This is a genomic window from Chitinophaga sedimenti, from assembly GCF_023156195.1.
In the GTDB taxonomy this organism is placed as follows: Bacteria; Bacteroidota; Bacteroidia; order Chitinophagales; family Chitinophagaceae; genus Chitinophaga; species Chitinophaga sedimenti.
Window position 1 is genome coordinate 5,855,068 of the sequence record NZ_JAKUKA010000001.1, and the last position, 26,613, is coordinate 5,881,680.

General features: G+C 50.8%; 30 protein-coding genes and 1 pseudogene. 14 read left to right on the plus strand and 17 right to left on the minus strand.

The features are described from left to right. Positions 1-78: 78 nt before the first annotated feature. Genes MKQ70_RS33710 through MKQ70_RS33720 form a run of 3 tightly spaced genes read left to right on the plus strand, consistent with a single transcriptional unit; the run spans position 79 to position 3,525 of the window. The gene (locus tag MKQ70_RS33710) at positions 79-1,932 is read left to right on the plus strand and encodes a TonB-dependent receptor (RefSeq protein WP_248079573.1); all 1,854 of its coding nucleotides are present in this window, start codon (positions 79-81) and stop codon (positions 1,930-1,932) included. Between the two features lie 16 nt (positions 1,933-1,948). After that, positions 1,949-2,359 (plus strand): TonB-dependent receptor, encoded by a 411-nt coding sequence (locus tag MKQ70_RS33715; protein ID WP_248079575.1) that lies wholly within the window; start codon positions 1,949-1,951, stop codon positions 2,357-2,359. After that, positions 2,356-3,525, plus strand: coding sequence for a sialidase family protein (locus tag MKQ70_RS33720; RefSeq protein WP_248079577.1), 1,170 nt, complete (start codon positions 2,356-2,358; stop codon positions 3,523-3,525). Before MKQ70_RS33715 ends, MKQ70_RS33720 begins: the two co-directional genes overlap by 4 nt. 436 nt (positions 3,526-3,961) lie before the next feature. On the opposite strand, the gene MKQ70_RS33725 is transcribed toward MKQ70_RS33720, so the two are convergent. From MKQ70_RS33725 to dprA, 9 genes and pseudogenes are all read right to left on the minus strand, one after another. Further along, on the minus strand, positions 3,962-4,720 hold the full coding sequence (locus MKQ70_RS33725; RefSeq protein WP_248079579.1) for an SDR family NAD(P)-dependent oxidoreductase: 759 nt from the start codon (positions 4,718-4,720) through the stop codon (positions 3,962-3,964). Positions 4,721-4,736: 16 nt separating this feature from the next. Continuing rightward, positions 4,737-6,488: a PKD domain-containing protein gene (locus tag MKQ70_RS33730; RefSeq protein ID WP_248079581.1), complete on the minus strand. Its 1,752-nt coding sequence runs from the start codon at positions 6,486-6,488 to the stop codon at positions 4,737-4,739. A 250-nt stretch (positions 6,489-6,738) separates the two neighbouring features. Beyond that, entirely contained in the window at positions 6,739-9,333 is a 2,595-nt protein-coding gene (locus MKQ70_RS33735) for a PKD domain-containing protein (RefSeq protein ID WP_248079583.1), read from the minus strand. Positions 9,334-9,487: 154 nt separating this feature from the next. Further along, the gene (locus MKQ70_RS33740) at positions 9,488-10,177 is read right to left on the minus strand and encodes an alpha/beta fold hydrolase (protein ID WP_248079585.1); all 690 of its coding nucleotides are present in this window, start codon (positions 10,175-10,177) and stop codon (positions 9,488-9,490) included. After that, a complete protein-coding gene (locus tag MKQ70_RS43035; RefSeq protein WP_372490166.1) occupies positions 10,146-10,433 on the minus strand; it encodes a hypothetical protein in 288 nt (95 codons plus the stop codon). Before MKQ70_RS43035 ends, MKQ70_RS33740 begins: the two co-directional genes overlap by 32 nt. Further along, positions 10,403-10,942, minus strand: coding sequence for a nitrilase-related carbon-nitrogen hydrolase (locus tag MKQ70_RS33745; protein ID WP_248079587.1), 540 nt, complete (start codon positions 10,940-10,942; stop codon positions 10,403-10,405). The genes MKQ70_RS43035 and MKQ70_RS33745 overlap by 31 nt, the downstream gene beginning before the upstream one ends. A gap of 7 nt (positions 10,943-10,949) precedes the next feature. Further along, a complete protein-coding gene (locus MKQ70_RS33750) occupies positions 10,950-11,771 on the minus strand; it encodes a hypothetical protein (protein ID WP_248079589.1) in 822 nt (273 codons plus the stop codon). An 84-nt stretch (positions 11,772-11,855) separates the two neighbouring features. Continuing rightward, positions 11,856-13,402 (minus strand): annotated as a pseudogene (gene guaB / locus MKQ70_RS41730) (IMP dehydrogenase). A gap of 15 nt (positions 13,403-13,417) precedes the next feature. Next, positions 13,418-14,518 carry a DNA-processing protein DprA gene (gene dprA, locus MKQ70_RS33760; protein ID WP_248079591.1) on the minus strand — a complete coding sequence of 367 codons (1,101 nt, stop codon included), beginning with the start codon at positions 14,516-14,518 and terminating at the stop codon, positions 13,418-13,420. Between the two features lie 70 nt (positions 14,519-14,588). Between dprA and MKQ70_RS33765 the strand changes: the two genes are divergently transcribed. Then, positions 14,589-15,428: a 5'-nucleotidase, lipoprotein e(P4) family gene (locus tag MKQ70_RS33765; protein WP_248079593.1), complete on the plus strand. Its 840-nt coding sequence runs from the start codon at positions 14,589-14,591 to the stop codon at positions 15,426-15,428. A 75-nt stretch (positions 15,429-15,503) separates the two neighbouring features. On the opposite strand, the gene MKQ70_RS33770 is transcribed toward MKQ70_RS33765, so the two are convergent. From MKQ70_RS33770 to MKQ70_RS40400, 8 genes are all read right to left on the minus strand, one after another. After that, entirely contained in the window at positions 15,504-15,989 is a 486-nt protein-coding gene (locus MKQ70_RS33770; protein WP_248079595.1) for an OmpA family protein, read from the minus strand. A 119-nt stretch (positions 15,990-16,108) separates the two neighbouring features. Further along, positions 16,109-16,753, minus strand: coding sequence for a TolB family protein (locus tag MKQ70_RS33775; RefSeq protein ID WP_248079597.1), 645 nt, complete (start codon positions 16,751-16,753; stop codon positions 16,109-16,111). Continuing rightward, positions 16,725-17,171: a hypothetical protein gene (locus tag MKQ70_RS33780; protein WP_248079598.1), complete on the minus strand. Its 447-nt coding sequence runs from the start codon at positions 17,169-17,171 to the stop codon at positions 16,725-16,727. Before MKQ70_RS33780 ends, MKQ70_RS33775 begins: the two co-directional genes overlap by 29 nt. Next, the gene (locus MKQ70_RS33785; protein ID WP_248079600.1) at positions 17,159-17,389 is read right to left on the minus strand and encodes a hypothetical protein; all 231 of its coding nucleotides are present in this window, start codon (positions 17,387-17,389) and stop codon (positions 17,159-17,161) included. Before MKQ70_RS33785 ends, MKQ70_RS33780 begins: the two co-directional genes overlap by 13 nt. A gap of 221 nt (positions 17,390-17,610) precedes the next feature. Further along, a complete protein-coding gene (locus MKQ70_RS33790) occupies positions 17,611-18,234 on the minus strand; it encodes a 7-carboxy-7-deazaguanine synthase QueE (RefSeq protein WP_248079603.1) in 624 nt (207 codons plus the stop codon). 204 nt (positions 18,235-18,438) lie between these two features. Then, positions 18,439-19,077, minus strand: a complete 639-nt coding sequence (locus MKQ70_RS33800; RefSeq protein ID WP_308199587.1) for a bifunctional 5,10-methylenetetrahydrofolate dehydrogenase/5,10-methenyltetrahydrofolate cyclohydrolase — start codon at positions 19,075-19,077, stop codon at positions 18,439-18,441. Positions 19,078-19,280: 203 nt separating this feature from the next. Continuing rightward, on the minus strand, positions 19,281-20,258 hold the full coding sequence (locus MKQ70_RS40395) for a phosphoenolpyruvate carboxykinase (ATP) (RefSeq protein WP_308199319.1): 978 nt from the start codon (positions 20,256-20,258) through the stop codon (positions 19,281-19,283). Positions 20,259-20,322: 64 nt separating this feature from the next. Then, positions 20,323-20,841, minus strand: coding sequence for a phosphoenolpyruvate carboxykinase (ATP) (locus MKQ70_RS40400; RefSeq protein WP_282456941.1), 519 nt, complete (start codon positions 20,839-20,841; stop codon positions 20,323-20,325). 328 nt (positions 20,842-21,169) lie between these two features. Between MKQ70_RS40400 and MKQ70_RS33810 the strand changes: the two genes are divergently transcribed. The 10 genes from MKQ70_RS33810 to MKQ70_RS33850 all read left to right on the plus strand — a co-directional run bounded on the left by MKQ70_RS33810 (position 21,170) and on the right by MKQ70_RS33850 (position 26,582). Further along, a complete protein-coding gene (locus MKQ70_RS33810) occupies positions 21,170-22,258 on the plus strand; it encodes an aminopeptidase P N-terminal domain-containing protein (protein ID WP_372490056.1) in 1,089 nt (362 codons plus the stop codon). A 2-nt stretch (positions 22,259-22,260) separates the two neighbouring features. After that, positions 22,261-22,713, plus strand: coding sequence for a M24 family metallopeptidase (locus MKQ70_RS43040; RefSeq protein ID WP_372490057.1), 453 nt, complete (start codon positions 22,261-22,263; stop codon positions 22,711-22,713). Further along, positions 22,707-22,976, plus strand: a complete 270-nt coding sequence (locus MKQ70_RS33815; protein WP_248079606.1) for a CDP-alcohol phosphatidyltransferase family protein — start codon at positions 22,707-22,709, stop codon at positions 22,974-22,976. Before MKQ70_RS43040 ends, MKQ70_RS33815 begins: the two co-directional genes overlap by 7 nt. 2 nt (positions 22,977-22,978) lie before the next feature. Continuing rightward, positions 22,979-23,281: a hypothetical protein gene (locus tag MKQ70_RS33820; protein WP_248079608.1), complete on the plus strand. Its 303-nt coding sequence runs from the start codon at positions 22,979-22,981 to the stop codon at positions 23,279-23,281. Between the two features lie 48 nt (positions 23,282-23,329). After that, the gene (gene purS, locus MKQ70_RS33825) at positions 23,330-23,572 is read left to right on the plus strand and encodes a phosphoribosylformylglycinamidine synthase subunit PurS (RefSeq protein ID WP_248079611.1); all 243 of its coding nucleotides are present in this window, start codon (positions 23,330-23,332) and stop codon (positions 23,570-23,572) included. Between the two features lie 82 nt (positions 23,573-23,654). Then, a complete protein-coding gene (locus MKQ70_RS33830; protein WP_248079612.1) occupies positions 23,655-24,017 on the plus strand; it encodes an SAM-dependent methyltransferase in 363 nt (120 codons plus the stop codon). Then, positions 24,010-24,324 (plus strand): 16S rRNA (cytidine(1402)-2'-O)-methyltransferase, encoded by a 315-nt coding sequence (rsmI, locus tag MKQ70_RS33835; protein WP_248079614.1) that lies wholly within the window; start codon positions 24,010-24,012, stop codon positions 24,322-24,324. The genes MKQ70_RS33830 and rsmI overlap by 8 nt, the downstream gene beginning before the upstream one ends. Before the next feature lie 636 nt (positions 24,325-24,960). Next, on the plus strand, positions 24,961-25,410 hold the full coding sequence (locus MKQ70_RS33840; protein WP_372490167.1) for a Pvc16 family protein: 450 nt from the start codon (positions 24,961-24,963) through the stop codon (positions 25,408-25,410). A 3-nt stretch (positions 25,411-25,413) separates the two neighbouring features. Then, positions 25,414-26,172: a hypothetical protein gene (locus tag MKQ70_RS33845; RefSeq protein WP_248079615.1), complete on the plus strand. Its 759-nt coding sequence runs from the start codon at positions 25,414-25,416 to the stop codon at positions 26,170-26,172. After that, complete coding sequence (locus MKQ70_RS33850; RefSeq protein WP_248079617.1) at positions 26,160-26,582, plus strand: hypothetical protein; 423 nt, start codon at positions 26,160-26,162, stop codon at positions 26,580-26,582. Before MKQ70_RS33845 ends, MKQ70_RS33850 begins: the two co-directional genes overlap by 13 nt. The last annotated feature ends 31 nt before the right edge of the window (positions 26,583-26,613 follow it).

Below are 26,613 nucleotides of genomic sequence, written 5' to 3' on the forward strand. Positions count from 1 at the left end.
TGTAGCTCATCTGCCGTCAGCTGGCAGCTGGTTTGTAATTGTTTGTCCGTGAGGACATACGTGTAAAATTATGTACTTATGAAGCAGTTTTATTCGACACTGTTCTTATTGTTGATATCGATTATCGCTTATTCGCAACACACCATAGAAGGTCGTGTGCTGGATGCACAAACGCGCGAAGCCTTGCCGGGCGTGAGCGTACAGGCCGGCGCCAATGGTTGCCTTACCAATGCACAGGGGCGCTTCGTCCTGCAGGCGACTGCCGATTCACTGAAGATTACCTACGTAGGGTATAATACCCGTAAAGTGCCAGCCGGCAGTGGTTTCACCGATATATTGATGGAACCTTCATCCACGAAACTCAATGAAGTAATTGTTTCATCCAATCGGATAGGACAGCTGCGCACCGATGCGCCGATTGCGATCAGTACTATTTCCAAACAGATGCTCAATGAAACCAAAGCTACTTCGCTGGAGCAGGTGCTCAATAAGGTGAGCGGTGTTTATATGGTAGATCTGGGTAATGAGCAGCATACCATGGCCATCCGTCAGCCGATCGGGTATAAAAGTCTTTTTCTTTATCTGGAAGACGGCATACCGATCCGTACTACGGGCGACTTTAACCACAACGCCCTGATCGAAATTAATATGGCCGCGTTAAAAACGATCGAAGTGATCCGTGGCCCGGCTTCCTCGCTGTACGGCAGCGAAGCCGTGGGCGGCGCGGTGAATTTCATTACTGCCTCTCCCTCTCAAACACCGATGGTAAAAGCACAGGTAGAAAGCAGTAACTGGGGCTACCGCCGCGCGGATGTTACCGCTTCTTCCACCATGGGTAAGTTCGGTATTTTGATTGGCGGCTATTACGCGAACCAGCAGAACGGTTATATGGACCACAGCGATTTCCGCAAGCTGGCCCTCACCTTAAAAACCGATTACCAGATTAGCGGGAAAACAAAATGGACCAACGGGATCAGCTTAATAGATTATAAAACCGACCAGACAGGCGGACTTGATAGCACGCACTTTTTTAATAAAGACTTCCGCAACTTCCATACGTTTTCTTACAGGGCGGTAAAGGCTTTTCGCTGGAAAAGCTCTTTAGAGCACACCTGGAATGCGAATAACTTCACGAGCTTCAATGTGTTTTTCCGGAGCAGTGAAATCGGCCAGAACCCATTCTACGCCATTCGTTCCACGAGCAATCCATTAAAGGCGAGAGGTGAAATTAACAGCGATGCGTTTAAGAGTTACGGCATGGTATTGCAGCACAAAAAGCATTTTAACTGGAAGAATGCTTCACTGATCGCCGGGCTGAGTGCGGATTTTAGTCCCGCTACTTATTATGCTATTTACATTGATGTGGATAAAAACGCGGCAGGCTTCTTCACCGGTTTTACGAAGAAGGATTCTGTGCTCACGGATTACAACGTAGACCTGCTGAATACGGCCGCTTACCTGCAGGCCGATGCGGAACTGCTGCCTGGTCTGAAAGTAGTTGCCGCGCTGCGTTACGACCGGATGGACTACGACTTTAATAATCATCTGCCGCCATCTGCATTTACGGGGGCGCCGGACGAGCAGAACTTCTTCCATTCCTGGACGCCGAAAGTGGGCGCCACCTATAATTTCGGCAACGACCGTGGTGTGTATGCGAACTACAGCGTGGGTTTTGCGCCGCCGAATATCTCCGAACTGTATCGTGGCGTAAAAGTGCCCACGTTGCAGCCTGCTACTTATCACAATTACGAAGCGGGCGGCTGGTTTGGCTTTGCAAGTAACAAAGGTTACCTCGACCTGAGCATTTACCGCATGAATGGCACGAACGAAATTATCAGTGTAAGACTGGATGATGGCTCTTCCGAAAACCAGAACGCCGGCAAAACCACGCACACCGGGGTGGAATGGAACCTTCGATACGCCCCTGGCTAAATCGCTGCTGTTAAGGGTGAGCGGTACGTACGCGGAGCATCGTTTTGTACACTACCAGGAAAAGGGAATAAAGTATGATAACAATGATATGAACACCGCGCCCCGTGTAATCTCCAATACAGAACTGACCTACAAACCAGCATACATAAAAGGACTGCGCCTTGCTGCTGAATGGCAGTATGTGAGCCGTTATTATATGGATGTGGCCAATACCGAATATTATAACGGTTACAGTTTGTTCAATGCCCGCGCAGGGTATAGCGTAGGGCCATTTGAATGCTGGATCAACTGCCGCAACGTTGCCGACGAAGCGTATGCGGTAACGGTAGATAAAACAGCTTCCGGTAAAAGCTACCGGCCCGGCCCGAAACGTACGTTCAATGTTGGATTGGGTTACTCATTCAATGGTAAAAAAATATCTAAATGATGAAGTGGATATATGCGTTGCCGTTAGTGCTGTTAAGCTGTAAACCGCAACAACCTTCCGAACACCGGATCTCGAAGGGCGACAAAGCCGCCTGCCCTTACCTTACCACCGACGCTAAGGGAAACGCGGTGCTCAGCTGGGTAGAAGGGGAGGCGCTGTACTTCGCCGTAGCGGACAACGATCAATTCGGCGCACCCGTCAGCGTTGCCTCCGCACAACATATTCAGCCGCATGCAGAGAACCTGCCGAAGATGCTCTTTCGCCCGAACGGACAGGTAATTGCTATGTTTGGCACCGCCGCTAATGATGAACGAAACAAATATGCCGGTAAAGTATACTACACCGTATCGCCCGATGGCGGCCGGCATTGGGGGCCGGCCATTCCTTTGGTAAGCGATACCTCCAGCTACGATCAACGCTACTTCGATATGGCATTATTACCCGATGGCCGCGCTGCCGCCGTATGGCTCGATGACCGGAAAAATACCACGGCCGAAGGATCATCCTTATACTACGCCGTGTTATCCGGCGAACGTTTCGGGCAGGAACGTTCTATCACAGATCGTGTTTGCCAGTGCTGCCGCACGGATTTGTATGTAGATGAGGAGGCCGGTATTCACGTGGTATACCGCGCGATATTCAACGATACGGTGCGAGATATGGCACATGTATTGTCCACCGACGGCGGCGCTACTTTTGGCTCGCCGCAGCGTATCAGCGCCGACAACTGGGCCATTAAAGGCTGTCCGCATACCGGCCCCACAATGGTGAAAACCGCAACAGGTTTACACTTTGCCTGGTTTACGATGGGCGGGGGAGAAGGTGTGTTTTATTGTCAATCGAAAGATAACGGCATAAGCTACACGAAAAGGGAAAGCATTGCTGCATTGCCAACGGCTAAACATCCGCAGCTGGCGGTGTTGGGCAATACGTCGCTGGCACTGGCGTGGGATGAAGCAGTAAATGTTGGCGGGAAATATAATAATCGCGTGGGACTGCAACTGAGAAACGCTTCAGGCGTTCACACCCGGTTTATTACCACCGATTCGGCCTTCGCGAGTTACCCGGTCTTACAGCCGGTGCGCAAACATGAATTGCTGGTCGCTTATAAAAAGCGGGAAGGCGAGGCGGAACGGGTGTACTGGCAACTCATCAACCTGGAATAAAACTAAAAAGGGCAAGCCGTTTGGCTTGCCCTTAATATTGTCAGCTATAGCTAAAAGTGAATGATTTTTCACCTTGCCAGCGTTGGCTCATTGCCCACCGTCCGTAGTTGCCTCTGCGAGATTTGCCGGAATACATACGGATTTGCTCGATCCACTGGGGATAATAGAGCCGGAGAATGTAAATAGTAACAAATGTGAACATAGGGATATGGTTATAGGATTAATAGGCACGTTAATCGTCTTACATTGATTCACACTGAACAAGCTGTAAAGATCTAAGGTTCATCGGACAACCGGCTGATTTTTTCTCATAGGGATCTATCAAAGCCGGAAAATATCAAATAGAAGTCCGCTATCTACTGCTACATATGATAGCGGACTTCAAATATAATTTATTTATATAAGACACGCATAACATTTTAATGTTATTTCTGCGTTACTGCTTATGAATGTAGTAAGCATTGGCCTGGGCGGTGGGGGTAACCACGAGGTCGTTGATGCACACATGTTTGGGTAATGTGCTGCAATAGAACACGATATCGGCAATATCTTCGCCCTTCAGCGGTTCAAATCCCTTGTATACATCGTCTGCTTTACGCTGGTCGCCTTTAAAGCGCACGAGCGAAAACTCTGTTTCCGCCGCGCCGGGGTGGATAGCGGTAACTTTAATCCCATAAGGCAACAGGTCGATGCGCATGCCCTGCGTTAATGCATCCACCGCCGATTTGCTGGCGCAGTACACATTCCCCTTGGCATATACGGTTTTAGCGGCCGTAGAACCGATATTAATAATATGGCCTTTGCCCCTTGCCTTCATTAACGGAATAACGGCTTTAGACACGTATAACAGGCCTTTTACGTTGGTGTCCAGCATGGTATCCCAATCGTCGGTGTTGCCCTCGTCGACAGGCGTAAGGGCAAGCGCCAGACCGGCGTTGTTGACGAGGATGTCAATATTTTTCCAATCGCCGGCAAGTGCGGCAATGGCCTGTTCGGTAGCGGCTTTATCGCGAACGTCGAATTGTAACGTTAATACCTGCACGCCAAAATCCTTTTCCAATCGGGCTTTCAGGGTTTCAAGACGTTCCTGGCGGCGGCCTGTAATGATCACATGATAGCCTTCGCGCGCGAACTTTTCCGCACAGGCCTCACCGAAGCCGGAAGTGGCGCCGGTTACGAGTATGGTTCCTTTCATAATGATTTCGGGTTGATTACCGCAGCAAAGTTACCGTACCTTTTCGTAAAATCTTGTTTCCATTAATGTCTAAACCTTCGAGTATCCACAGGTAAGTGTCTGGTTTAGAGGGGTGGCCATTCACATTTCCATCCCAGCCCACGCGGAAGTCGGTGGAGTTGTACACCAGCTCGCCCCAGCGGTTAAAGATCCGGAAGAAGTTATATTGCTGAAACCCTACCGGTATAAACCGGAAGCGGTCGTTCTGCCCGTCGCCATTGGGACTAAAGGCATTGGGCACATAGAGTTCGGGCCCGGCATAGTATTTTATGTTGATGGTGTCGTAACCATAACAGCCCTGCACATTATCTACCCGCAAAACATAGGTTACATCATCGTTCCCCGTCACCTGCGGGTCGCGAATGTACGCATTGCTTAATCCCGCAGCCGGCCACCAGGTGTAACGGTCGCCCCCGCGCCCCTGCAACGTAAACAATTGTCCTTTCGCGATAATGGTATCGTTGCCCGCAAAGGGATTTACTTCGTACAGCGGTACGTTTTGGGTGATGGATTTATCGCAGCCCCGGTCCGATCGCAAAACGAGGTTCACCGTGTACACGCCGCCCTTACCATAGCGGTAACTGGGCTGCAAAGCCCGCGAGGTATCGCTTTCAACTTTATCTACACCGAAATCCCACCGCCGGTAAATGATGCTGCCATAGCGGTAGCTGGAGGTGTCTTCAAAAAATACCGGGTCTTCGCGGCACAAGCCGTTGACGGAGAAGCCTGCCCGGAAGCCCGGGTAGTTGTTTACCAGGCCGGTAGTGCTATCCGTGCACGGCAGCCCGCGGTTCACCACGAGTTTTATTTTATATACGCCCGTATCGGTATAATTATGGTAAAAAATATCGCGGCTATGGGTAATGGTATCTGTTCCATCTCCAAAATACCAATGGAAGGTTGAGGTAAATCCGGCGTTGCTGTTATTAGGGATCGCCACCGCCAGCAGTGGCTCGTCTACACAGTTGTTCAACACCGTTGGCACCGATGCGCGGATCGTGGTATTGCAATCATATACGGTGATTAATATGTCTTTGCTATGCGTACCAATATAAGCCTTCGTTCGCCGGTCATATTCCGTCACGCACACCGTCACCACGAACTTGCCCGCTCTGTCGGGCGTGCCCGTTATAATCCCGGTCGACGATATGCTTAGCCTGGGGTTGCCGCCCATCGGGTCGCCGCCGGAGTAGGGGGCAATGTAACTTACCGTGGTGCTGTAGGGAGGCGACGATATGGCCTCATTATTCCGCGATGCTCCGCCGGCTAATGCGTTACAAAGACTGTACACCAGGCTGTCGCCATCCGCATCGTAGGCAGAGTAGTTATAGACCAAAGGCAGTCCTGCACAAATCACTACTGCTTCATCTTTATTAAAATAAGCGCAGTTGTTATCGGGTTTGCCTTCACTCCCGGGAATCATGGTATAAAAAGTAGAGCCTTCGCGTTCGGAATCGTGTATGTTGGTGAGTGCTTCGCCGCGGCAGCAACGTTGATAGGCAATATAATAGCCGCCGGGAATCGAAGGAAGATGTACGGTGTCACTATAAAAAGCTACTTCAAGGTAAATGGATTGTGGCGCAAGACAGGGATTTTTAAGCGTATCTCTTAAGGGGCGTGTTTCTTTGATATAAAACAGGATCTGCGGACCTACACGGTTGCCAATGGAATTGAAGATGTTGATCGGGACGGGATTCTCGAATATCCAGGCATCCCTGGCGGGTGCCACATGCGAAGTCGCCGTCGCGATAAAGTTTTAAGGTGATTTTATATTTATAACCGGCCACACGGTTGGATATCCCAACTGTTTCATAATAAATTTCCCCACCTATAATATGGTATGCTGCCGCGATATACGGAATCATCAAACAGCAAAGTACCAGCTGAAGGAATTTGCTCATGGGAAGGGGTGTGAAAACGGTGAATAACGTGCTCTCTGAATTTACAAAAAAACGAGCACCTGCCGAAATAAATCTGGCTTAACGAAGCAGGGTAACAGTACCTTTTCTTTCTACATATTTACCACTCTGATCCTTACCGGTTACTATCCAAACGTAGGTGCCAACTTCCGCCGGCGAACTGCCGCGGTTACCGTCCCAGCCCTTTAAATAAGCGTTTGTCTGGAAGATTTGCTGGCCCCACCTGTTGAAAATACGGAACGATTCGAGGGTCATGCCCACGGGTAAGGGTCGGAATACATCGTTTACGCCATCACCATTGGGGGTAAATCCGGTCGGTACGTAAATCTCCGGGCCTTTAATAAAACGAACGAAGATATCATCGCTGCCCATGCAGCCTTCCACGCTGTATGCGTTTACGTGGTAAGTAATATCGCGGTTTAAACGGGTAACAGGATTGTAAATGTTCACGGCGTCCAGTCCATCAGCTGGCGACCATTCATAACGCACACCACCGGTGGCGTGCAGCTGGAACGGTTGCCCGTAAATGATGATGGTATCGTTGCCGGCAAATGCAGGCACCGGCGGCACCACGTTTACGCGTACGGTATCGCGCACCGGTTTGGGACAACCCAGGGTGTCCGTCACTACTACGATGTAATCTATCGTATCGAGCGGCGCGGCCACTGTGAGTTGTCGTGTGGGGGCAGACAGCCATGTAGTCGGTGTCCATTGATAAAACGCGCCGCCACTGGCTCTTAAAGAGATCTTATCACCATAACAAATACTGGTATCCGCACCGGCATATGCCACGGGCGGATCTACTGTGCGCAGTAACACTTCATCATCAGTGAAACAGCTGCCCAGTGAAGCATGCAGGTTATATGCGGTTGTTGCTGGCGGCGTCACGCTGGCATTCGGGCCGTTGCCCACCACTTGTCCCGTGCCCACGTCCGTCCATACATATGCATAAGCGCCATCGCTTTTTGAGCGCAGCGTAACCATATCGCCGGTGCAGATCAGGCTATCGGGGAGGGCTTGTATTAAAAGCGTATCCTTCACATCCACTTTCACATCTACCGTATTTACGCAACCGGTATTATCAGTAAACGTGAGGCTGTACGTGGTATCTACTTTCGGGTATACAACGGGCGATTGTGTTTGCGGGTTCAGTATGTTATAAGTAGCGGGTTGCCATGAATACGTGCCGGGTGTTAAGGCGGCAGCATGTAGTTGCAACGAATCGCGGTAACAAAGCAGTGTGTCGTTTGTCAGCACCGGCAATGGCGGTTTGTCGTACACGGTGTACGTTTGTTCCAGGGTTTGTTCACAGCCCCTGTCTGTCCGCACCGTCAATTTCGTCACATAGGTGCCGGGAGTGGTGTATTGAAATGTGGGACTTCGCTGGCGCGAGGTGTCGTTGGTTAACGTAGGTACGCCGAAGTCCCATTTGTAATAATTGATATTGCCGATGTCGTTGGTGGTAGTGTTGATGAATTGCGATTGTTTGCTGGTACACAGGCCATTCAGGCTAAAGGCCAGCGTCAATTTTGGGAAAGCGTATACTGTTGTCACAGCACTGTCGTTACAGTTGCTGCCCCGGTCTACCACCAGTTTGGCCTTGTACATGCCCGGTGCGGCATAGGTGTGTGGCAGTGGATCGAGACTGAGTGTGGTGAGCGTTTGTCCGTCACCGAAATCCCAGTAGTAAGACTTGCCGGGTGTACTATTATTGACAAAGTTGATGGTAAGCCCATCGCAATCGGCGTATTTATCCGGCATGGCAGCCACCACCTGTTTTACGCAACCGGTAATGCTGAACTGAAATTCTTTATTGTGCTCGCCGATGTAGATGCCATTACGATACTCTTTTGCCGTTACCGTTACAATGTATAATCCTGAAGCCGGCGCCACACCGGATATTACCCCGGTAGTGGGATTAATGGTCACATTAGGTCCCAAAGGTTGTTCGGCGGTAAACGGTGCGCGATAAGACACGGAGCGGTAAGGCGGCGTGGCGGACGTGCGTGGTTTCGGATTAGACTGGGAGGCGCCGTCGAAAGCCGCAGTAAATGAATACACGAGTGAATCGCCATCAGCATCGGTAGCAGCATAGTCATAGATGAACGGCATGGTTGCACATACGATCACCACTCTTTCCTTATTGAATTTGGCGCTGTTGTTCTGGTCAAAGTTGCCCGTGTTACCCGGAATAAACACCGAATATGTAGCGCCCACATTATTATTGGCGGAGTTGATGTTTGTAAGGTTCGTTCTGCGGCAGCAACGTTGATACGAGGCCGTGTAACCCGCTGCGTTTTCCGGCAGCGTAACGGTGGTAGAATAATAGCCAATGGCGTAACAGATGTTCGGCGGGTTCACGATACAGGGGTCTACCTGCCCTGTGTTGTAGTTCTCCACCGCGGTGCGCACAACGCTCTGCGGATTGGATACAAGTTGTTTGGTACCTGCGTCGAAGAAAGAAAAATCTACCTGGTCATCAAATTGCTGTTCGGTAGCGTCGCAGCGGACGAATAATTTGAGGGTAACGCGGTAGCGGTTGTTGGTGCCGGATTTGCCGAGGTAATCATAATACATCTCCCCGCCGATTATGTGATCGGCCTTAACGGCAATGCATATCATGCCGAGCAACAGTGTTAAAAATACTGATCTCAACCTATGGTCCTCTTATACGGTTATTTGTCCTTTAAAAAGGCTACGAACTATGAATGTTGGCAAAACGCTACAAACTGCTGCAATATTATATTGCAGTCCTCGTAAACCTCCCATAAACCCATATGCGCAACGTTTTCAAAAATATGCACACTGCTTACCGGGGGACGGTTACTTGCGGCAACACGCTGTCTGGTGGAACAGCGGTATCGTCTTTCCCAATGATAAATAAAACGGGTACTTTGGTATCTTTCAATACAGCGGTCCTGTCCGGGCGCTGTATCATCGCTTCATAGTAGGCGACCAGCGAAGCGGCTTCGGCCTGCAAGCCGCGGCGGATGTATTCATCCACACGTTGTGGCTGTGCTTCCCTGAAGGCGTTGCTGAACATGTTTGGCAGTGTTTGCCGCACAAACGCTTCTGCGCCATATTGTTCGATCATACGAATCGATTTACGCCGTCCTTCTTTCTTTTCGTCGGTATCCGGTTTGGCGGTGGAATGGAACAAACCAAACCCCTCCAGCATCTCCGGATGCTTGTCGGCGAAGGCCAGTGTTACATAACCGCCCATCGAATGTCCGATCATCGTTACCTGCACAACTTTTTCCTGCAACAGGATGGCGTGAATAAAACCGGCCATGGCTTCCATGCTCACATCGGCAAGGGGCGATTTGCCCGAGCCCGGCAGGTCCGGCACTATTACCCGGCAATAATTAGAAAGATAGGCCTGCTGGTGTTCCCACACACTGCCGTCTTCTCCAAATCCATGAATCAGTACGACTACCTTTCCTTTTCCTTCGTCGCGGTATGCGCCCTTATGGTTTCCGTTGTTTAATTCTTTCCACATTTTGCCTGCGAATAAAACGTAATATGATCGAGGTGTATACCATTAACAAGATACTAAAGATAACGGCAGCTTTCGAAATGTAGTCGCCATATTTTACGTAAAACGTAATATCAGACCTGAGTGTTACATTTCCATCGATAACTGCCTCTTTCCAGTATTCGGTAGGAGCAATAATCCCGCCATAAGGATCAATGAAACAGCTAACGCCGGTATTGGCGCAGCGGGCTATCCAGCGGCGGGTTTCAATAGCGCGCAGGCGGCCGTATTCCGGTGTTGCTTATATCCCTGCGTTTCGCCCCACCAGCCGTCGTTTGTTACAATAGCGATGAGTTCGGCCCCCAGTTTTACTTTCCTGCCTACAAATTCACCGTATATTGATTCGTAGCAGATGATGGGGACGATCGATGTTTTATGTTCGTGATCTTCAAAGATTTCTACACCCGGTGTACGGCCATAGCTGCCGCTGATGCCGCCCATGTCCATCGCCCAGTTCTCCATAAATTTCAGGTAGCGCGAATAGGGAATGATTTCCACACCAGGCACCATTTTGTATTTATGATACACCTGTATGTTAAAGGACGTATCAATCATCAGGGCAGAATTGAATGCATCCCATAACATGCCGTTTTCGCTTTTGCGGGCAGTGGGCGACGCCTCTTCTTTTGTATTATATCTTTTAAGTGTAACCGCTCCCGTTATGATCTTTGCATTTGGGTATTGTTGCAGAAAAGCACGGATCGATTGTATTTCAGCACGATCGTTCAACTCATGTTCAAAAGCGCCTGGCTGAACAGCGCCGTTTCGGGCCAGATGATGTACTCGGTATGTTCGGTCGTTTTTGTGCGCTGAGCCGCAGGAATTGTTGCACCACTTCCGCGGGATCTGCTTCAAATTTTTGATAAGGGTCTATGTTGGGTTGTACGATGACCACCCTCGCCTGGTTGCCGTTAGCTACGTCCGGGCGTATACTTTTTACATAAGAAATCAATAATGGAATGGCCAGCAGCGCCAATGGTTTCCAGCCCTCTTTCCAAAGTACGAAGCTACCGGGCACCGCCTTCATTTCCCGGCGTTTACGCCATACTTCATACAGGCTGATGTTCATTAACAATACCCACAGGGTTCCGCCGTTTGCGCCGGTCACATCGTACCATTGCACCCAGTCGGGGTGCGTGGCGAATACGTTGCCGATGGTGAGCCAGGGCCAGCTAAGCTCCCAGCGGAGATGGATGTGCTCAAACAACAGCCAGAAGGAGACCAACGCAAAATAGCCTACGTTTTTACCCAGCTTTTCCCTGACAGATTTGTAGCCCATCCAGGGGAACGCCATTAACAGGGCATTGGCCACATTGGCCAGTACACCGCTGACAGGAATGGGTGTGTTACCTACCCACCAGGTAGTCAGCACGTTCCATAACACAGTGGTCAGGAAAATGCAGCCGAAGTACGACAATGGGTTCTTTACCCTGTCGGCGATGACCAGCAGGGGAATGAACGCAATGAATATCAGGAAGGTAAGGGGAGAAGTGGGCCATGCTGCCCATAATAACAGACTACTGAGTACCGCCAGGGCTAAAGGAATGAGTTTGCGCATATTTCCAAAAATAGTGGATTGATGTTAACCGGGTATAAAAAAGGAAGGCATTGCCTTCCCTTTCTATATTTTAACATTTTGATATTAGCGGCTGTAGTTCGGCGCTTCCTTGGTGATCGTCACATCGTGCGGGTGATTCTCTTTTACGGTAGCGGAAGTGATTTTCACGAACTGTGCGTCCTGCAGTGTTTTGATGTCTTTAGAACCGGTATAACCCATACCGGCACGCAGGCCACCTACAAATTGCTGTACCACTTCGTTCAGGTAACCCTTGTACGGAACGCGGCCCACAATACCTTCCGGTACCAGTTTCTTGATGTCCGCTTCCACATCCCGGAAGTAACGGTCTTTGCTGCCTTCGCTCATAGCCTCTATAGAGCCCATACCGCGGTATGATTTAAATTTACGGCCTTCGAAAATGATGGTTTCTCCGGGGCTTTCTTCCACACCTGCGAAGATGGAACCTGCCATGATCGAAGAAGCACCTGCCACTAACGCTTTGACCATATCGCCGGTGTAACGGATACCGCCATCGGCAATTACGGGAACGCCTGTTTTACGCAGTGCGGTAGCTGCTTCCATGATCGCTGATAATTGCGGGAAGCCGGCGCCTGTTACCACGCGGGTGGTACAGATGGAACCAGGGCCTACACCCACTTTCACCGCGTCTGCGCCAGACTGTTGCAAGGCCAGTGCGCCTGCCGCAGTAGCTACGTTACCGGCTATCACCTGTAGTTTCGGGAAGGCTTTTTTCAGTTTTTTTACAGACTCGAGTACGTGTATGGAGTGACCGTGCGCGCTGTCCAGCGATACCACGTCAACACCCACGGTCATCAACGCTTTGGCGCGATCAGGATGTCGGCGGTGATGCCGAGCGCAGCGCCTACAAGTAAGCGGCCGTATTCATCTTTCACCGCGTTCGGGAAAGAAGTGAGCTGGAGGATATCTCTATAAGTGATCAGGCCAACCAGCTTGCCGCTTTTGTTAACAACCGGCAGTTTTTCGATCTTATATTGTTCGAGGATTTTTTCTGCTTTTTTCAGGTCCGTGCCTTCGGGAGCAGTGATGAGCTTTTCGGTGGTCATCACGTCTTTGATCAGGCGTTTGGTGTTCTTTTCGAAGCGGAGGTCGCGGTTGGTGAGGATGCCTGCCAGCTTGTTGTCTTTATCAACGATAGGAATACCACCAATTTTGTTTTCCTTCATCAGTCGCAGCGCCTGGCCGATCGTTTGGTCGGGTGTAAGTGTTACGGGATCGAGGATCATGCCGCTTTCGCTGCGTTTCACCTTTCTTACCTGCTCGGCCTGTTTTTCGATGGACATGTTCTTGTGCAGAATACCGATACCGCCTTCACGCGCCAGGGCAATGGCGAGATTCGCTTCTGTAACGGTGTCCATGGCAGCAGATACCATCGGAATGTTCAGTCGTATATTTTTGGTAAGTTGGGTAGAGATGTTTACCTCCCTCGGTAACACTTCAGAGTAAGCCGGCACCAGGAGTACATCGTCAAAGGTGAGACCGTCAGCTACAAATTTCGGTTTTGATTTTCCCGCAGGCATGTTGCAATTATTGAGTCGAATGAAAAATAATTGCACGCAAATGTACGAGTATTTACGCAGAAAACGAAACATAACATTTTGCTATCATCACGTCAGCATGTAGCTGTTTCCAGGCAAAGCCTTTACCATGGCGTGTATTTCAAGATTTAATAAAGCCGCGGCCACCTGGCTGCCGGACAGCTGGCATACACGATATATCTCATCTATATGTAGTTGTTTGTTATGTTGGAAGAGCGACATGATCTGTTGCTCCTCTGTATTCAGTTCTACAAACAATTCTTTTTGACGATTTACAGGCAACAATGCTTCGCTATTCCAGCCCATCATGTCGGCAAGGTCGTGCGCGCCGGTGATCAGGGCTGCTTTGTTCGAGCGTATTAACTGCAGGCATCCCATCGATCGTTCATCATCTACCCGCCCGGGAATGGCTGCTACGTCGCGGTTATAGCTGAGTGCAATATCGGCAGTGATGAGCGAGCCACCCTTTTCGCCGCTTTCGATGACGATGGTCACATCACACATGCCGGCCACAATGCGGTTGCGGCGGGGAAAGTTTTGTTTATCAGGTTGCGTGCCGCTCATAAAGTCGGTGAGGAGGCCGCCGGTGGCCAGCATCTGGCGCGCGATCTGGTGGTGGCCGGGCGGGTACATCCTATCGAGACCGTGCGCCAGTATACCAATCGTGGGTGTTTGGTATTCCAGCGCGGCCTTGTGCGCCTCTACATCAATGCCATAGGCGAGCCCGCTCACAACGGTTGCCCGCAGGGCAGCGAGTCCCTCTACCAGTTGGCGGCAAATAGTTTTGCCATAAGCAGAGGGTTTTCGTGTGCCGATCACATTGACCATACGCGGGGCGTTAAGATCGGCCGTTCCTTTGTAGTACAACATTGCAGGCGCGTCCGTACAGTGCTTCAGGCGTTGCGGGTACGTGGGATCGGTATAAAAGATTGGTTGTATGCCATAACGCTGCATAAAATTCAACTCCTGCGCGGCCCGTGAAAAGTCGGAAAATTGCTTAATGGCTTTCGCTCTCACTGTACCGATGCCGGGAATTTTTTCCAGGTCGGAACTGCGCGCTTTAAAAATGGCGGAGGCGCTGCCGAAACGGTTTAAGAGTTCTTTGGCGACAATATCGCCGATTTGCGGAATGAGGGTCAACGCAAGCTGGTAGCGAGTTTCTTCGGTCATAAACGGTTGGTTAACAATACAATTACTTTCAATTTACGCCTTTCTTCCGAAATTTATTTACTTTAATTGTATGATGATGAGATACTTTTCCTGCATAACGTTGCTGGCCGCACTTGCCGCCTGTCGCACAACACAGCCGGTTACGACACCCTCGCCTACCGCGTCTTTCAGCCATAACGGCGCCGCCTGGGCCGCCCTGTGGCAGCAACGCGCCGGCGAGTACCGGGCATTGTGCTTCCAGGCCTACAAACTGGCCCGCCTTCAGTTGGATGCCGCGCTCCGCGATCCTTCATCCAAGCCGCGCGCTATCGTTACCGACATCGACGAAACGGTGCTCGACAACAGTGCGTATACCGCCATGCAGTCTGGTTTCCATAACGGTTATACGAAAGAAACCTGGGCGGACTGGACCAGCCGCGCCGATGCGGACTCTGTTCCCGGCGCCCGCGCCTTCCTGCAATATGCGGCTTCCCGTGGCGTAGCGGTATTTTATATTACCAATCGTGTAGAAACCGAGCGTAAAGCGACCCTCCAAAACCTGGACCGCTGGTCGTTCCCATTTGCGGATGATGAGCACCTTATCCTGCGTAAGGATGTGTCTTCCAAAGAAACACGCCGGATGGAAGTGGCTAAAACCCACAATATCATTATGCTCCTGGGCGATAACCTGGGCGATTTCGCGGCTGTATTCGACGAGCGCAGCGCCGATGACCGGCAGCGGATAGTAGATAGCCTGCATGGCGCGTTCGGTGAACGGTTTATCGTTACGCCCAACGCGATGTATGGCGATTGGGAGTCGGCGTTGCGGGCGTATAACAATAAGCTGACGCAGGCGCAGAAGGATTCGGTGTTTAAGGCTGGGTTGAGGGATTATCCGAAGGAGAAGGTGCCAAAGAAGTTGGTGATGTAAACCAAGCGCTAAAATGCTGAAACAGAAAACGGCGATGTATCCCTACATCGCCGTTCCATTTATACAAAATCATCGCTACAAACTTATCACCTTCAATACCGTCCGCCTGTTCTGCGCTTTTCCTGCTTCGGTATCGTTGGTCGCTACGGGCTGTGTTTCCCCATAACCTTTCGCTGTTAACCTGCCCGGCGCAATGCCTTTACCTGCAAGGTATTTCACCACTTCTCTCGCGCGGTTTTCCGACAGCAGCAGGTTGTCTTTATCCGCACCTACGTTATCTGTATGGCCGCTGATTTCCACCTTCATGGTGGCATTGTCGTTCAGCAGTTTTACAAGTTTATCCAGCTCTGTATGCGAATCGTCTTTAAGTGTAAACTTCCCGGTTTCGAAGAAGATGTTTTTCAATGTTACGACTGCATTGGCTTCCAGTGGTTGCAGCGGGATATTTTTCTCGAAAGGTTTGCCGTCTGCGCTGGCCTGCAGGGAGAAGTTATCAGAATAGAAAAGATAACCCGGACGGCTTACGTTAAACGCATAGTCCTTGCCCAGTGGCAGCGGCACCAGGTAGCTGCCGTCTTCGGCAGATTTTACCGTGGCGATATTGAAGCCGGTTTGCAGGTCTATGAGTTCCAGGTTGCCGGCAAGGCGCTTTTCGGTTTTGATATCATAAATGAAACCTTTTACGTACGAAGTTTTCTGGGCGCGCGCCGCGGAGGTAACTGGAAACTGTAGATGTCCAGTGCACCGCGGGTGTCCGAGCGGTCGGAGGCAAAGTAGGCGGTGAGGCCGTCGGCGGCTACTACCATGCTGGCGTCTTCGTCCATCGTGTTAATAGGGTAGCCCATGTTTACCGCTGGTCCCCAGCTGCCATCTTCCCGGCGGCGGGAGTAAAATAAATCCTGTCCGCCGAAGCCGGGGTGACCATTGGATGCGAAGTATAGCGTCTGGTTATCCGCATGCAGGAACGGCGTGGTTTCATTCCCCTTTGTGTTGATGTTGGAGTCGAGGCGTTCCGCTACAGACCAGGAGCCGTTAGGTTGCCTTCTGCTTACAAAAATATCATTGCCCGCGTCGGTGGTGCCACGCACGAAATAGAGCGTTTGCTTGTCGGGAGAGAGGCAGGGCTGCGTTTCCCAGGCGTAGGTATTGATGTTTTTGCTGATGCCTACCGGTTTGGTCCAGCCATTATCCGTTTTATAAGAAACGTAGATATCGCAACTGCCCTGGCCTCCGGGGAAGTCGCAGCCGGTAAATACGAGCATCTGGCCATCTTGCGAAATATTCTGGGCGCCTTCGTTAAAAGCTGTGTTGATGGGTTCTCCCATATCCGGGCTTTTGCCAGGGCTGGGCGCTGTCGCGGCGCGATATAAAGAAGTCCTCGTTGCCCGACAACCGTCGGGTAAAGATCAGGGTTTCATCATCGATCGTCAGCGACGGGAAATACTCGGGGTAAACGCTGTTGATGTTGTCGCCGAGATTGCGAGGCTCAAACGGTGCGGGATTTTGTTTGGCCTTTACCGCAAATTCAAAATTGCCCTTTAGCGTAACTCCTGCCGGACTTGGATTTTTGGTGCCGGCCATATACTGATTGATCACGGCCAGTGCCTCATCATACCTGGCCAAACCGCCCAGGGCTTTGGCATATGGGATACGGGCGGGACGAATAGCCCCGGTATCAAGATTTATAAGTTGCTGAAATGCATCTACCGACAGTTGGTATTGCCTTGCGGCTAAATAGGACATGCCGAGCTGGCCGTATGCATCAATAAATTTCGGTTGGGATTTAATGGCGTTTTTAGCAGGTCGATGGCTTCGTTGGGGCGGGCGCCGGCCACGGCGATCGCCTGATCGAAGTATTGTTGGGCTTTTTTTCCGGCGTTATCATAGCGTACACCACGGGCATCCGCCTGCAGGCTCAGTAGCGTTAAACATATGCCAGTGAATAGGATACGTGTCTTCATATGTTGTAAAGGTGATCAAAATAACGCAGAAAGGAAAGGTGATATTGTGTTTTTATTGATGGATAAGCTGTTACTTTTTTGCGGTATGGTCGTCTTTATATTGGAAGTTGCCCAATGCGGCTTCCGCGTAGCGAACCCCAAAATAACTCATAAACTGGTCAGTAGCTCATCACTGACTAATAGCAAGAAGAAAAAAGCGGGGTATTTACCCCGCTTTCTATTTATGGTACATTGATGTATTTGTGGATCTGGAGCGATAGCTGCCATTGTGGATGGTCTTTGATGTAATCGATGATCAGGGGCGTTATTTCATCGCGTTTGCTCCATTCGGGCGCCAGGTATAGTTTACAACCCGGGCCCACCAGTGCGGCATGTTTCTCTGCCCACGCAAAGTCGGACTTATTAAAAACCACTACTTTCAGTTCGCTGGCTTGTTCGCAGGCTTCAGGCAGCGGGGCTTTAAACTTCTTGGGCGATAATGTGATCCAGTCCAGCTCGCCGCTGAGCGGGGAGGAGCCGGAAGTTTCTATATGCGTGCGGAAGCCTTCCTGGTGGAGAGCGGCAGTGAGCGCATCAAGGTTATGCATGAGTGGCTCGCCGCCGGTAATAACGGCAATCCGACCGGGGAAAGACGCCGCTTCGCGCACGATGTCGGCAATAGCCAGCTGCGGATGTTTCTCCGCATCCCAGCTATCTTTTACATCGCACCAATGGCAACCCACATCGCAGCCGCCCAGGCGGATGAAGTAAGCTGCCTGTCCCTGGTAAAAGCCTTCTCCCTGGAGGGTGTAGAAGTATTCCATTACCGGAAGCGTAGTGCTCGTATGTGTTTCTGTTATAAGCATGATTGTACTGCAAAGTTCCGGTATCTGCCCGAACTTTATAAAAGTTTCCCGTGGGGAAGCCCGGTTTTAGTTCAGGTGTTCTTTTTCACCGATGGCTGCGTGATACGTGTTTTTCAGCAACGCAGCGATGGTCATGGGGCCTACACCACGGAACGGGGGTGATGAAGCTGCACTTAGGCGCTACCTCATCGAATTTCACGTCACCTACCAGTCGGAACCCGCTTTCTTGCTGGCGTCCGCAACACGATTAATACCCACATCAATAATGATGGCACCTTCTTTTACCATGTCGGCGGTAACATAATCGGGGCGGCCAATGGCGGCTACGATGATGTCGGCCTGCAGGCAAAGCTCCTTCAGGTTTTTAGTCTGGGAGTGGCAAAGGGTTACGGTGCAGTTGCCGGGCTGTGTGTTACGGCTCAGCAAAATGCTCATCGGTGTGCCGACGATGTGGCTGCGGCCGATCACTACTGCGTGTTTGCCTTTGGTGTCGATATTATAATGCTCCAGCATCAGCATGATGCCATAAGGAGTGGCGGGAACGTAAGTGGGCAGTCCGCTAACCATTTTACCCACGTTCATGGGGTGGAAGCCGTCCACATCTTTACTTGGGTCGATGGTGTTGATAACCAGCTCTTCGTTGATGTGTTTGGGCAGCGGGAGCTGTACCAGGATGCCGTCGATGTCGGCATTTTCATTGAGCATCTGGATGTTATCCAGCAGGTGTTTCTCAGAAATCTGCTCGTCGAAACGCAGCAGGGTAGAGTTGTAGCCGATTTCGGCGCACGCCTTTACTTTGGACGCTACATAAGTTTCACTGGCTCCACTGTTGCCTACCAGGATGGCGGCGAGGTGGGGCGTTTTTTTTTCCTAAAGCTTTCAGCTCCGTTACTTTTTGTGCTAACAGGTCTTTGGTCGCCTGGGATACTAATTTGCCGTCTAAAATTTGCATGCGCAAAATTACGAAAAAAACGGGCGCAAAAAAAAGGCGGGGCCGCTAAGACCCCACCTGATTTCTAGTGGTTGCTAATGAACAGAGTCTTTATTTACTGCAAGGGCCTTGGCGCGGCATCCAGGATTTCCCTGTCGGCCTTGTCTGCATACTTTTCGAAGTTGCGGACAAATTGCGCTGCCAGATCGGCCGCCTGCTTGTCATATGCGTTTTTATCGGTCCAGGTATGTTTCGGATCGAGCAACTCGTCCGGTACGCCCGGGCATGATTCGGGAATGGCCACGCCAAAAATGTCGTGTTCCCGGTAAGCCACCTTGTCCAGTTCACCGGCAAGGGCGGCGGTGATCATAGCGCGGGTGAAGGCCAGTTTAATACGTTGCCCCGTACCATAAGCGCCGCCTGTCCAGCCGGTGTTGATCATCCATACGTTCACCTTATGCGCACGCATCTTTTCGCCCAGCATTTTCGCGTACTGAGCAGGGTGCAGCGGCATAAAGGGAGCCCCGAAACATGCGCTGAACGTGGATTTAGGTTCCGTAATACCTGCTTCCGTGCCCGCCACTTTAGCTGTGTAACCAGACATAAACTGGTACATAGCCTGTCCCGGCGTCAGTTTGGAAACAGGAGGCAACACACCGTATGCATCGCAGGTCAGGAAAAAGATGTTTTTGGGAATGTTGCCAATTGAGGGCTCCAGTGCATTATCTATATAATGTAAAGGATAGGACACCCGGGTGTTTTCCGTGATGCTGCCATCCGTATAATCCACGCTGTTGGTGTTGCCGTGGAACATAACGTTTTCCAGCAGTGCCCCGTCCTGGATCGCGGCGAAGATCTGCGGCTCTTTTTCCGCGCTCAGGTCGATGGTTTTGGCGTAACAGCCGCCTTCGAAGTTAAATACGCCGCTTTCGGTCCAGCCGTGCTCGTCGTCACCAATGAGCTTACGCTGCGGATCGGCACTCAGCGTGGTTTTGCCGGTGCCGCTCAGGCCAAAGAAAATGGCGGTATCGCCCTTTGTTCCCTGGTTGGCCGAACAGTGCATTGGTAATACGCCGTGTTCGTGCGGCAGCACGTAGTTTAAAATGGTAAAATTCCCTTCTTGATCTCGCCCGTGTAAGCCGAGCCGCCGATCAGGATCATCTTTTAGCGAAGTTGACCAGGGAGAAGTTGTGCTGACGGGTACCGTCTGTTTTAGGATCGGCAAAAAAGCCGGGTGCCTGGATTACTGTCCATTCCGCGTCCATGTGGTCCGCTTCCTCTTCGGAGGGACGAAGGAACATATTATAAGCAAACAGATTCGCCCACGGTGTTTCTGTGATCACGCGGATGTTGACGCGGTACGCCGGATCGGCGCACGCATAACAATCGCGTACCCATACCTGCTTGTCTTTCAGGTAAGTCGTGAGTTTGGAAAACAGTTTGTCAAAATGCGCTGCTTCGAATGGTTGGTTAAAGTCGTTCCAGTTCACCGTCTTCGCGGTGCCTTCGTCCTTTACAATGAACTTGTCTTTGGGGGAGCGGCCGGTAAACTCGCCGGTATTAACGGCAAGTGCCCCGCTGTCGGTCAGGCGGCCCTGACCGCGGGCGATCGTTTGCGAAATCAGTTCTTCAGGTGAAAGCTGATAATAGATGTTCGCTGGGTTCTCTATGCCCAAGTCTTTAAGTTCAGTAAGGATATCTCTCACACTACTGATTTGCATAAAGAAAGATTGTTTTGGTGTAAAAGCAAAACTAGTGCATTTTGAAATCATCTAATTTGTTAGGTGTTGTACCATTAAAAAATAGCCAATCGTGGTTTATTTGCCGACAATATTGGAAAATATTCAATGAATATCGATTGCGCTAATGTGTAATTTAAATTATTGCTAATAGTTTTACAGGTGTTTAGCATACGCTTATTCCTATTTTGATAGTTGCCCATTTTCCTGTAGGTTTGGCCACTCAATCGCTTCCAAAGCAGTAAATAATTGACAATATCATCATATGAAGTCTTTACCACTTGATCCACAGATCTTTATTAAGAATCGCCAGCGCTTCACCGAAAAAATGATACCTCAATCTATCGCCATTATTAACAGTAATGACGAGCTGCCTACTAACGGCGACGCCCTGCACGCATTTAAGCAAAACTCTGATCTGTACTGGCTTACAGGCATCGACCAGGAAGATACCATGGTCATCCTGTACCCCGATCATCCGGATCCTAAGTTCCGCGAAGTGCTGGTCCTGGTACGCCCCAACGAACTCAAGGAAAAATGGGACGGAAAACGTCTGCGCCGCCACGAAGCCACCGCTATATCGGGTATTTCCACCATCGTGTGGCTCGATACGCTCGACGGCGTGCTGCAACCCTGGGTACACGAAGCCACCAACATTTATCTTAACACCAACGAAAATAACAGGAAGTCGAACTACGTGCCGGTGCGCGATTACCGCTATGCAGCGCACATGCGCGAACGCTACCCGCTTCATAACTTCCAGCGCGCCGCAGTGATCTTCAAACAATTGCGCGCCGTGAAAACTGCCGAAGAAATCGGCGTGATGCAGGTGGCCATGGACATTACCGAAAAGGCCTTCCGCCGCGTGTTGGGCTTCATTCGCCCGGGTGTATGGGAGCACGAAATTCAGGCCGAAATACTGCATGAGTTCCTGCGCAACCGCGCTACCGGCGAGGCTTATGGCTCTATCATCGCCAGCGGCGACCGCGCCCGTACCCTGCATTATGTAAGTAACAACCAGGAGTGTAAAGACGGTGAGGTAATCCTCATGGACTTTGGCGCTGCCTATGGCGGTTACAATGCTGATCTTACCCGCTCGGTGCCTGTGAACGGCAAGTTCACCACCCGCCAGCGTGAAGTGTACGATGCCTGCCTGCACCTGCACGACTTCTGCAAGGCGTATCTCAAACCCGGCATCAAAATCGGCGAATACCACGAGGCGGTGGGCGATGAGGCCACCAAACAGTTTATCAAATTGGGCCTGATCACCGAGGCCGATGTGAAAAATGAAGACCCGGAAAACCGCGCCTACCGCAAATACCTGTACCATGGTATTTCGCATCACTGGGCGTAGATGTGCACGACCTGGGCCCTTCCATGTACCAGCCGCTGCCTGCGGGCTCCGTGCTCACCGTAGAACCGGGCATCTATATAGAGGAAGAACAACTCGGCATCCGCATCGAGAACAACATCTGGGTAACCGATGGCGGTAATATCGACCTGATGAAGAATATCCCGATCAAAGCGGACGAGATCGAAGCGCTCATGAAAAAATTTCCCCGGACTGCGCGTTGTTACGGCAACGCGCAGTTGATATATCTAAAAACGCTAATGAAACAAGTACCTAATATCCTGACCCTGGCCAATCTCTTTTGCGGCGCGCTCGCCGTTATTTTTATCCTTCATGCGCCGGAATATATCGCCACGTTCAACGGGGCGGATTATATGGTGACCAATCCCGCCCCGGTTTACTGGGCGTCCGGACTGGTGGTGCTTGCCGGCGTGTTCGACTTTTTGACGGCATGGTAGCCCGTCTCCTGAAAGTACAAAGCCCCATGGGTAAGGAGCTGGACAGTCTGGCCGACGTGGTGAGCTTCGGCGTGGTGCCGGGCATGGTGCTGTTTCGCCTGCTGCGGAGCGCCTACATGCAAACCCCGGATGTGTTCGATGTATCGTACTTTAACCTGGCCCCGGCCTTGCTGGTGCCTTGTTTTGCAGCGTACCGCCTGGCAAAGTTCAACCTGGATACCCGCCAGGCCGAACATTTCATGGCGTACCCACCCCGGCGGTAGGCTTGCTGGTGGCATCTTTCCCGCTGATCATGCTGTTCAATCCCTTTAACCTGGCGCATTATTTCGAAAATGTGTACGTGTTGTACTTCATCATCGGCCTGCTCTGCTACCTGATGGTGTCGTCAATTCCCATGATCAGCCTGAAATTTAAAAACTTCAGCATAAAAGATAACTGGCCGCGATTTTTGCTGATTGCGCTCACGATCGGCAGTATTCCCGTACTGCGCTTCGCCGCTGTACCGTTCGTATTTGTGGCGTATGTGGTGCTGTCTGTCGTAAAACCGCCAAAAGCGGCTACACATTAACTTCCGTTTTTAGGAAAATCCCGTAGGTTTGCGTCAAAATTTTTAGAAATGACATTTACTGCACATATCAATGTGATGCCGCTGAAAGAATTACTGGACCCGCAGGGTAAAACCGTGCTGGGCGGACTGAAAAATCTGGGCATCCCGGTACAGGACGTAAGGATTGGTAAACACATCACCCTGCAGATCGATGCGGCTTCTAAAGAAGACGCAGCCAGGATTGCCGAATCTGCCTGTCAGAAACTGCTGGCTAACCAGGTAATGGAATACTTCGAAATCACCATTCAATAGATAAATAATTCCGGGTCCCGCGGATGCATGAAGGCTTAAATGCTGGCATGTTCCGCGGGATCGGCATTATAAAACGCCGTACATGTCAAAGCTTTACATCGTTCCTTCGCCCATCGGCAACCTCGCGGATATGACCTACCGTGCCGTGAAGGTGTTGGAAGAAGCGAACCTTGTACTGGCCGAAGACACCCGCACCTCATCCGTGTTGTTGCGGCACTACGGCATCGATAAGCCCATTACCCCTTATCACCAGCACAACGAGCATAAAGTATTGCAGCACTGGTTATGCAACTGCAAAGCGGCAAATCCATGGCCCTGCTTACGGATGCTGGCACGCCCGGCGTATCCGACCCTGGCTTTCTGCTCGTACGGGAGTGCATTGCGCAAACGTGCCGGTGGAATGCCTTCCCGGCGCAACGGCCTTTGTTCCCGCCCTGGTGAATAGCGGCATCCCCATGAACCGCTTCACCTTCGAAGGTTTTCCTCCCCTGAAAAAAGGTCGCCATACCCTTTTTACTGCTTTGTCAACCGACGACCGCACCATGGTGTTTTACGAATCGCCCATGCGCCTCGTGAAAACGCTGGCCGATTTTATCCAGTACTTCGGGGCCGACCGGCAGTGTTGCGTTAGCCGCGAACTCACCAAAATGTTCGAAGAGAACAAACACGGCACACTGCAGGAAGTGCACGATTACTTCGCCGAAAAAGGCGTGAAGGGCGAAATCGTGATCATTGTTGCCGGGGTGCAGTAAAATTTTCTTTAGCCATCTTTTATTTTTCTCATCAGCCGCCGTTGTGTCCCTCACTTCAGCAGCAGTTTTCCTATGCGCCGATGTAAAGTTAGGCGTTGGATAAACGATTGCCAATAGTCAGTGTCGCAACGTGTCGTTATGTGTCGCGATTGTCGCGATGTGTCGTGATTGTCGCATTATGTCGCTTTCAATATGCAAAAGTTCCAGAGGGAGAGTGCACGGGGAGTGCTTGAACAGTGCACGGGGAGTGCACGAATAGTGCATGAAACATGTTTGATATCTGTCAGGACTCCTGTCAAATAATAATTTCCCTCATACATCCTGTTGCTATCACGTTGTAGCACAATCCACAATCGTTAATTTTTTTGCTGAATAAAAATATTTGCCTAATATTACAGGGAGAGTCAATTACACGAATGTTCAGTTGCCCCAAAAAAACTGACTTCGCAGCAGCAAATAGCCAAGGAATTATTTATTACACCCCAAAAAACGCAGCATGATCAATGAGGCGCTGAAGTTTATTTCTGATGAAGTAAACAAGTACTTATCTGTCAAACTGGGTCCGCTTACCGATCCCCGCCTGGTGCTCGGAAACGTAGCGCGGTTGCAGGATGGCGATCAGGGAGGCCCAATCCGCTGGCCAACAAGGCGATTTTGTCTTTAGTGAATATCGAGGAAGACCGTGTATCCAGATCGCCCGATAACTTCCGGCGCAACCTGGAAACCAATGGCCTGATGTACAAAAATCCACGGGTGCATCTTAATCTGTATTGCCTGTTTTCTGTGAACCGAAATGATTACTTCGATGCATTGAAATGGTTGTCGCTCATCGTACAATTTTTTCAATACCGCAATGTGTTTGATAAGGCTAATTCGCCGGGAATGGACGAAAAACTTGATCGCCTCGTGGTAGACTTCTGCAGTCTCAATTTTGAACAGGTAAACCATTTATGGGCCACACTCGGTGGTAAATACTATCCCAGCGCGTTGTATAAAATACGCGTCGTTGTCATCGACGACGATATGGTAGAAGCAAGTGGTGAACTGATCCGGGAAATCAATATCAGCGAAAATCAGCATACTTAGCTTATGCAGCTTAGTTACAAAATATTGTTCGCGGTAGAAATACTGCACGACTATTACGTTAACGGCCTGTGTCCCGACTTCGAGATCGTGCCGTCGCCGGAAACAGCGCAACTGTTCCGCGACCAGCAGGTAATCTGGAAAAACATGGGTAACAAGGGATATGCGCTGGTGCGTGCCGTGGAAGGCAAACCCATGGCCGCTCCCGCTCCCACAGACGTGTATCGTGTATACCTCAAACTGAAACGCCCGCTGTTCGCAAACTATACGAATCTTGATGGTATTTTCGGTCCGGCGAAACGCCTGTACTTTTCCAACCTCCACCAGGTAAAGGCCGGCACGGTTACGTACTTGTCGGCGCCAATAGCCGCCTACAGTAACGCGGTTACCTACCTGCCCGGCGCGCTTGTGATTAGTGGCAACGATGTGGCAGAGGCCTTGCGCAGCAGCGATAGCGGCAATGCACACACGCCGGGTGAAGCAGTCTTCTGGCGCAACAAAGGAGCACTGCGTTATGCTACTACCGGCGACCTGGTTACCAATGCCGGCGGCACTTTCCGCTTTGTGCTGCCCGCCCCGGCCACAGCTGTTATGACAGATGTTTTCCGCTTTAATCCCGCATCGGGGTTGTACGACATGGAAGCCTTACCCGCAACACTGGACAACTTCGAAACACCGCAATCGGAAATCGCGATCGATTTGCGGTACCGGAGCCGGGCCGCTACCGCGTTACCGCCAACGGGGCCGAAACCATGTTGTACGTAGACGGCCGCCTGCGTCGCGAACAGGTACACGGCGTGATTGAAATATTTAATCACTTCCCCGCCGCCAGCGATTTTTCGCTGCTCGATGTGCAGGGCGGCATGAAAGAAAAGATATTTACGATTCGCTTCGCTAACCGCGCCGCCATCTGGAAATACACTACGGGCGTAGGTTCTAAGGTAACGGCGGTGAAGGATAGCCAGCACAATTACAACTTCGCGCAACAGAGCAATTCATTTATATCAGACAAGCCCATCCCTTTTACCGAGGCGCCTATCAAATCTATCTTCCCGGAAACAGGTAATGTGGGACCGCCCGTACTGAACGTAAGCAATGCAAACGCAGCCAGGATAAAAACGATAGAAAAGGACGGAGACCTGTTTTACTGTTCGGAAATACCCCTCAATTACTGATGTAACCTCAAATTCTTCATCAACAAATCAT